At 63.6% G+C, this 7,351-nt stretch carries 9 protein-coding genes; all 9 read left to right on the forward strand.

Features of this window, described 5'->3' with window-relative positions:
• Positions 1-4: 4 nt before the first annotated feature.
• On the forward strand, positions 5-388 hold the full coding sequence (locus VF515_07260; GenBank protein ID HEX7407436.1) for a response regulator: 384 nt from the start codon (positions 5-7) through the stop codon (positions 386-388).
• A complete protein-coding gene (gene tmk / locus VF515_07265) occupies positions 381-1,004 on the forward strand; it encodes a dTMP kinase (GenBank protein ID HEX7407437.1) in 624 nt (207 codons plus the stop codon). Before VF515_07260 ends, tmk begins: the two co-directional genes overlap by 8 nt.
• Positions 986-1,963, forward strand: a complete 978-nt coding sequence (holB, locus tag VF515_07270) for a DNA polymerase III subunit delta' (protein ID HEX7407438.1) — start codon at positions 986-988, stop codon at positions 1,961-1,963. The genes tmk and holB overlap by 19 nt, the downstream gene beginning before the upstream one ends.
• A gap of 82 nt (positions 1,964-2,045) precedes the next feature.
• Positions 2,046-3,587 (forward strand): methionine--tRNA ligase, encoded by a 1,542-nt coding sequence (gene metG / locus VF515_07275; protein HEX7407439.1) that lies wholly within the window; start codon positions 2,046-2,048, stop codon positions 3,585-3,587.
• 1 nt (position 3,588) lies between these two features.
• Positions 3,589-4,410, forward strand: a complete 822-nt coding sequence (locus tag VF515_07280; GenBank protein HEX7407440.1) for a TatD family hydrolase — start codon at positions 3,589-3,591, stop codon at positions 4,408-4,410.
• A gap of 229 nt (positions 4,411-4,639) precedes the next feature.
• The gene (locus VF515_07285; protein HEX7407441.1) at positions 4,640-4,915 is read left to right on the forward strand and encodes a hypothetical protein; all 276 of its coding nucleotides are present in this window, start codon (positions 4,640-4,642) and stop codon (positions 4,913-4,915) included.
• Between the two features lie 109 nt (positions 4,916-5,024).
• On the forward strand, positions 5,025-5,462 hold the full coding sequence (gene mscL, locus VF515_07290) for a large-conductance mechanosensitive channel protein MscL (GenBank protein HEX7407442.1): 438 nt from the start codon (positions 5,025-5,027) through the stop codon (positions 5,460-5,462).
• A gap of 273 nt (positions 5,463-5,735) precedes the next feature.
• A complete protein-coding gene (locus VF515_07295) occupies positions 5,736-6,569 on the forward strand; it encodes an LLM class F420-dependent oxidoreductase (protein HEX7407443.1) in 834 nt (277 codons plus the stop codon).
• 41 nt (positions 6,570-6,610) lie between these two features.
• A partial coding sequence (locus tag VF515_07300) for an AMP-binding protein (GenBank protein HEX7407444.1) occupies positions 6,611-7,351 on the forward strand: 741 nt, incomplete at its 3' end.

Raw genomic sequence — 7,351 nt, forward strand, 5'->3', positions numbered from 1 at the left:
TCTAATGAAGCACAGAATCCTGGTTGTCGACGATAACCCCGATAGCGTGACCATTATGCGCGGCATCCTTGAAGGCCGGGGGTATGAAGTGGCCTCCGCAGCGAGCGGTGCCGAAGCCCTCCAGTTTCTCGCCAAGGAAACCGTGGATATGGTCCTGCTCGACGTCATGATGCCCAAAATGAGCGGCATGGAGGTGCTGCAGCACATTAAGGACGATGCCACTACCGGCCGCTTGCCGGTGATCTTGGTGACCGCCAAGACCCAGGATGAAGATCTCCTCAGCGGCTACCAGTACGGTGCCGATTACTACATCACGAAACCTTTCACCGCTAAGCAACTAGTCTACGGCATCGAGCTGATCCTCGGCAAAGGGGAATCGGTTGGCTGAACGTGGGTGCCTGATCGCCTTCGAAGGCATCGAGGGCGCGGGCAAATCCACGCAGATCCGCCGTGTGGCGGCGGTGTTGAGCGCGCGTAGTGTCGCCGTGGTGGAAACGCGTGAACCCGGCGGCACTGCCGTTGGTACGGAGGTGCGCCGGATCCTCATGCAGTTGTCCGAGACGCCCCCGACTCCGTTGGCCGAACTGTTGCTGTATCTTGCCGATCGCGCCCAACACGTTGCCCAGGTCATCGCTCCTGCGATCGCCAGCGGCCAGGTGGTGCTGACGGATCGCTTCTCTGCTTCGACCATCGCCTACCAGGGATACGCGCGGCGATTGGATCTCGCGATGGTCACCCGCCTCGATGCCATCGCCCGCCAAGGTGTGGCTCCCGCCCTCACCGTGCTGCTCGATTGCCCAGTGGAGATGGGATTGCAGCGCGCCCGCGGGGACGACCGCTTCCATCGTGAGGAGCAGGAGTTTCACGAGCGTGTTCGCGCCGGGTTCCTCTCCCTTGCCCGTGAAGACTGGGATCGCTATTGCGTCATCGATGCGACGGCTCCACCGGAGGAAATCGAGCGACAGGCCGTCGCCGCAGTGATGCAATGTCTCAACCCCCGGTAGGCTTCGCGGCCGTTCGCGGACACGAGCGTAGGCGCGAGTTCCTGCGCGCCGCCGTGGCACATGAACGCCTGCCGCACGCGCTCCTGTTCGTGGGACCAGAGGGGGTGGGGAAACGTTCCTTGGCGCTCGCCTTGATGACGTGGCTCCAATGTGAACACGGCGGCGACGATGCCTGCGGCCGCTGCGCCGCGTGCCGGCAGATGGCGGCCGGAAGCCACCTGGATTTTCAGCTGGTCACCGTGGCGCCCGGGAAGAAAGAGGTCGGTATCGATCGCATCCGTGAGGTCAAGCGCTTCATGCAGCTGCGGCCGGTTGGCGATAAAGCCAAGGTCGTCCTCATCGACGATGCCCACCTGCTGACCGTTGCGGCGCAGAACGCACTCCTGAAGGTCCTGGAAGAGCCACCCGCGCGCTCGTTTCTCGTGCTCGTATCGAACAACCCTGACGCGCTTCTGGCCACCGTCCGCTCACGCTGCCAGCGCATCCACTTTGGTCCCTTGCCCATCGATACGGTTGTGGACATCCTGACTGCGGGTTCAGATATGGACGTGGCCACGGCACGTGAACTGGCCGTGCTGGCGGAGGGCAGTCCTGGGCGTGCCCTGACCCTGAGAAAGTGCCTCGCCGGTGAGAGCCGGGAGCAATGGCGGCAGCGGCTTGCCGGCCTCGACCAGGCCCGTTATGTTCGGCTGGCGCAAACGGCAACTGAACTGAACTCGCCCGAGAGCCAGGTGGCAGCGAAACTCGAAATGCTCTTGTCCCAGCTCCGCGATGACGCGGTACGTTCTCTTCGTGCCGAGGAGACTGCACCCGACCCTTCGGCCGCAACGGCGACGAGTCTGCGGACGATTCTGCAGCGTGCGGATGCGGCGGAGGCTGCCTGGAACCTCATCCGTCGCGGCAACCCCAACCGACAGCTTTTGCTCGAAGCGTTGCTGTTACGCCTGGCAGCTTCCTGATGGGCTCAGCCGCAGACCGTTTGCGGTTCGAAGGTTCGTTCGAACCGAGGGCGCAGTAGCACACTGCGAGGAGTGACTTGCCGTGGATCGATTCTACGTCACCACGCCGATCTATTACATCAACGCCGAGCCGCATCTCGGTCACACGTACACCACCGTCATCGCTGACACCTTGGCGCGGTTTCATCGCGCCCGTGGGCACCGAACGTTCTTTACCACCGGGACGGATGAGCATGGCGACAAGATTGCGGCGGCGGCGACCGCGGCAGGTGAGGCGCCGCGAGCCTATGCCGATCGCCTCAGCCGGCTCTTCCGCGACACCTGGGACACGTGTGGTTTTCGGTATGATCATTTCGTCCGGACCACGGACGAGTGCCATGTGCGCACGGTGCAGGAGTTCCTGAGCCGCGTCCACGCCCAAGGCGACATCTACTTCAGCCGCTACGGTGGGCTGTACTGCACCGGTTGCGAGCGCTTCTACACCGAAAAGGAGCTGGTCGACGGCAAGTGCCCCGATCACCTGACGCCGCCGACCTTCATCGAGGAAGAGAATTACTTCTTCCGCATGACCAAGTATCAGGCTCAGTGGATTGCGCACCTCGAAAAACACCCCGACACCATCGTTCCGGAGCACTATCGCAATGAGGTGTTGGCCATGCTGCGTAGCGGGGCCTTACCCGACCTGTGCATCTCGCGCCCGAAGCACCGGCTGCAGTGGGGTATCGAGCTGCCATTCGATCGCAACTACGTCGCCTACGTCTGGTGGGATGCGCTGATCAATTACGTCAGCGCGCTGCGGGCGCATGGAGAAGAGACCTTCGAAGCCATGTGGCCGGTGGCCCATCACGTGATGGCAAAGGACATCCTGAAACAGCACGGCATCTTTTGGCCGACTATGCTGATGGCGATGGGGTTGCCGTTGTTCAAGCGCTTGCTGGTCCACGGCTACTGGGTTCGTGGCGAGAGCAAGATGTCCAAGAGCCTGGGCAACGTCATCCGGCCGCTGGACATGAAGGCGCGCTACGGGATGGATGCGTTGCGCTACTTCCTGTTGCGCGAGATGGCTTTTGGGCAGGACGCCGTGTTCAGCGAAGACGCCTTCATCACCCGCGTCAACGCCGATCTGGCCAACAATCTCGGCAATCTCGTGAGCCGTACACTCTCCATGCAACAGCGCTACTTCGACGGCGTCGTCCAAGCGCAGGGGGCGCCGACAGCGGACGACGAGGCGCTGCAAGCCGTCTTCGCGGAAGCGTACAGCGAGGTGCCCCGGTTGACGGACGAACTGGCGTTTCACCATGCCCTCGAAACGCTGTGGCGCGCCCTCGATCACGTGAACAAGTACATCGTGGTGACGGCCCCGTTCACGCTGGCCAAGGATCCGGCGCAGCGACCACGCGTTGGGGCCATTCTGCATCAGCTTCTCGAGGCGCTGCGGGCGACGGCCTTGCTGCTCATGTGGTCGTTACCTGAAACCAGCACCCGCATCTTCGAACTCCTCGGGCTGGAACCGATCGCGGCTTTGCCGCCCGATCTTTCCTGGGGCCGGAACTTTTCTCCGGCGCATCGCACCCAGCCGGCAGTCGTCCTTTTCCCGCGCATCGAAACCGGCGCGAAGCCTTGAAATGAGTCCAGCGGCCCTGCCCGTTGCGCTCCCCGCCGGCGCGACGCTCATCGATTCACATTGCCATCTTGATGAGGAGCGCTTCGATGCCGACCGCGATGCGGCCATGGCGCGGGCGCTGGCCGCGGGCGTCACCCGTATGGTGACCATCGGTGCCAGCGGTGGAATGCAGGCGAATCACGATGCGCTCGCCCTGGCCGCGCGGCATACGGCCATTTTTGCGACCGTTGGCGTACATCCGCACGAAGCCCGCACGGTGTCGGCGGCGGTCCTCGACGAGATCACCCGCCTGGCCAGTGCTCCAAAAGTAGTTGCCATCGGCGAGACGGGGCTCGATTACCACTACGACAATTCGCCACGGCCCGTGCAGCGCGAGGCCTTCCGGCAGTTCATTCGGCTGGCACGACAGTTGACGCTGCCGCTGGTGGTTCACCTGCGCGATGCCTACGAGGATGCGCTGACGATCCTGCGCCAAGAGAAGGCGGCAGATATCGGCGGCGTCATTCATTGTTTCAGCGGCGACCGCAGCACGGCACGGAGCTTTCTGGACCTGGGATTCGATATCTCCTTCAGCGGCATCGTGACCTTCAAGAACGCCGAAGAACTCCGCGCCGTGGCCCGGATGGTGCCCGCCGATCGCTTCCTGGTCGAGACCGATGCGCCGTTCCTGGCCCCGGTGCCATACCGTGGCAAACGCAACGAGCCGGCCTACGTGATCTACGCCGCCGCGGCCATCGCCGAGATCCGCCAACAGCCACTGGAAGACATCGCCACGCTGACGCGCGCCAACACCGAGCGCTGCTTCCGCCTGCCGCAGTCCTGAGCGTAGTGCCGCCGTTCGCAATCGCGGCGGCGTAGCCGGCGATGGTGGCGTCCGCGAGCGCGGCGATCAGCCCGTCTGTACAGACCTGAAGAGTTCTGTCTATAGCGCGACGATCGAATTCATATCCTACCTCGCTTTTCTCGTGCCACGGTTGGAGTATGCTGGCGGTGGTTTCCCGATGTTGACTGCGGTGCCCCCGTGGTCGGCTTAACCAAGAAGGAGGGTACAAATGGTGCAGCGTTCGATGAAGCGTGGAATACAGGTCGCCGTATTCACGGGCGTCTTTGTGGCCGGCTTTCTGTGCGGGTCGATGACCCAGCAGCGGGCCGATGCGCAGCTTGGCGAGCTGGGTAAGGAAGCCGTGAAGCAGGCGGGTGAATCCGGTGGGGCGTTGGGCTCGGTTGTCAAGTTGGGGGAGTCCATCGTCGACATGCAGCAGCACGTGGACGGACTGCAGAAGAACATCGAAGTCTTGAAGAAGGTCAAAGCGGGCCTGGGCGGCTGAACGCCTCTCGGCCTGCGTCCACGGAAAATGTTGTCCGGCTGGCCGGAGGGGCACCGCGTGTGCCCATCCGGCTCAGTCGCACTTCAATGTGCGCAAGGGGGGTACGACAATGCTGAAAGAGTTCAAAGAATTCGCCATGCGCGGCAACGTGCTGGACATGGCGGTGGGCATCATCATCGGCGCCGCATTCGGTAAGATCATCACCTCGTTCGTCAGCGACATCTTGATGCCTCCACTTGGACTGCTGCTTGGCAAAGTGGACTTCTCGAATCTGTTCATCGACCTGTCCGGACAGTCGCACCCCTCTTTGCAGGCGGCCAAGGCTGCCGGCGCACCGACCCTCAACTACGGCATGTTCCTCAACACCGTGCTCGACTTTGCGATCGTCGCCTTTGCGGTGTTTATGCTGATCAGGCAGGTGAACCGTTTCCTCCCGAAGCCGGCGCCGGCTCCGGCCTCGACCCGCGAGTGCCCGCATTGCTTGTCGGCGATGCCGCTGAAGGCGACGCGCTGCGCGCACTGCACCTCCGACGTGCCCCCGGCGTGAGTGACCAGCATCATGGGTCTGCGAATGCCCCGACAGTGGCGGGTCGCCCTCGTGCTGGTGATCGGTGGGTGCGGCCACTGGCGCGACCGTAGGCCTGCTGCACGGTCTGTGGTCCGGCAACGAGTTAGATCCAGGGTTCGTGAACTTCGTTGAACGGCGCCTGCGCGAACGCGGATACGAGCCGATCGGCTGGCGTTGAATCCGACGAGGTTCCGCCGCACGACTTGCGCAAGCTGATCCTCACTGATACTTCGCCGTCCTATGCCCGGAACTATGAAACTTGGCGTGACGATGTTCGCCACCGACCAGAGCATCGGCCCGGTTGATCTGGCTCGGGCGGTCGAGACGCGCGGCTTTTACTCGCTCTACATCCCGGAGCACACGCATATTCCGACCAGCCGCCGGACACCGCCCCCGACCGGAGACAAAGAGCTGCCCGAGGAATACAAGCGCTCCTTGGATCCGTTCGTGGCTCTGGCTGCTGCCGCGGGGGTCACTTCGCGCATCAAGCTCGGCACCGGCATCTGCCTGGTGGCGCAGCGTGATCCCATCGTAACCGCCAAGGAAGTGGCGACGCTCGATCTGATTTCCAATGGCCGGTTCGTGTTCGGTATCGGGTTCGGATGGAACCAGGATGAAATGGAAAGTCACGGCGTCGACTTTCCCCGGCGGCGCGAACGGGTCCGAGAGCACGTCCTGGCGATGCAGAGACTGTGGACCAACGAGAAGGCATCCTTTGAAGGGGAGTTCGTGCGCTTCGAGGAGAGCTGGTCGTGGCCCAAGCCGCTGCAGCAGCCCCGTCCGCCGATTCTCATTGGTGGCGCCGCCGGGCCCAAGCTATTCAAGCATATCGCCGAGTACGCCGACGGCTGGATTCCCATCGGCGGTGCCGGCGTGCGCGCAGCGCTGTCCGATTTGCAGCGGGCGATGCGTGAGGCCGGGCGCGATCCGGCTGACCTTCGGGTGGTGCCGTTCGGAACCATTCCCGATGCGGGCAAGCTGGAGTACTACCATTCACTCGGTATCACCGAGGTCGTCCTCCGCATCCCCTCGGTCCCGGCCGACACGGTACTGCGGCTGTTGGACGAATACGCCAAGCTGCTGTAGCTGAGCATCGAAACACATCAGCGCCAGAGAGGTTGAGGCTTATGGAAGTACGCGAGCGGACGATCCCGCAACTGGTACAAGGCGCCGCCGCGCGTTTTGGCGATCGCCACGCCATCGAGGACGGCGGGGTTACGCTGACCTACACTGATCTGGCGCTGGCGGGCGAGCGGGCGGCGCGCGCCTTCTGTGCCGCCCGCATCAAGCCGGGTGACCGCGTCGCGATCTGGGCCCCCAACATCTATGAGTGGATTCTCGCCGTCATTGGCCTCCAATCGGTTGGTGGTGTGCTGGTTCCCCTCAACACGCGCCTGAAGGGCGGTGAAGCCGGCTACATCCTCGCCAAGAGCGGTGCCCGCATTCTCTTCACCGTTCGCGAGTTCCTCGGCAACCGCTATGTGGAGCTGCTGCGCAGCGCGCTGGGCGGCTCCGGCGCGGGCCGGCCGATTGCGGAGCTTCCCGCTCTCGAGCGCATCGTCCTGTTGCGCGATGAACCTTCCCCTAACCCCCTCCTTGCCAAGGAGGGGGAAGGGGGAGGTCGCGGCGAGGAAGATGGTATCCCGACGTGGTCCGACTTCGTTCGGCTGGGCAGAACCGTCCCCGCCGACGAGGCGCAGCGGCGTCTGGCCGCGGTGTCGCCGGATGACCTCGCCGACATCCTGTTCACCTCGGGCACGACGGGGAAGCCGAAGGGCGTGATGACGACGCACGAACAGAACCTGCGCGCCTTCGACGCCTGGTCCGGCATCGTGGGCCTGCGTGCCGGCGACCGCTACTTGATCGTG

This window comes from Candidatus Binatia bacterium (genome assembly GCA_036382395.1).
Classification (GTDB): domain Bacteria; phylum Desulfobacterota; class Binatia; order HRBIN30; family HRBIN30; genus JAGDMS01.

Bases quoted from the DNA above. Each gene is read 5' to 3' on its own strand.
- VF515_07260 (HEX7407436.1), top strand. From the start codon at position 5: ATGAAGCACAGAATCCTGGTTGTCGACGATAACCCCGATAGCGTGACC.
- holB (HEX7407438.1), top strand. From the start codon at position 986: ATGTCTCAACCCCCGGTAGGCTTCGCGGCCGTTCGCGGACACGAGCGT.
- VF515_07280 (HEX7407440.1), top strand. From the start codon at position 3,589: ATGAGTCCAGCGGCCCTGCCCGTTGCGCTCCCCGCCGGCGCGACGCTC.
- VF515_07285 (HEX7407441.1), top strand. From the start codon at position 4,640: ATGGTGCAGCGTTCGATGAAGCGTGGAATACAGGTCGCCGTATTCACG.
- mscL (HEX7407442.1), top strand. From the start codon at position 5,025: ATGCTGAAAGAGTTCAAAGAATTCGCCATGCGCGGCAACGTGCTGGAC.
- VF515_07295 (HEX7407443.1), top strand. From the start codon at position 5,736: ATGAAACTTGGCGTGACGATGTTCGCCACCGACCAGAGCATCGGCCCG.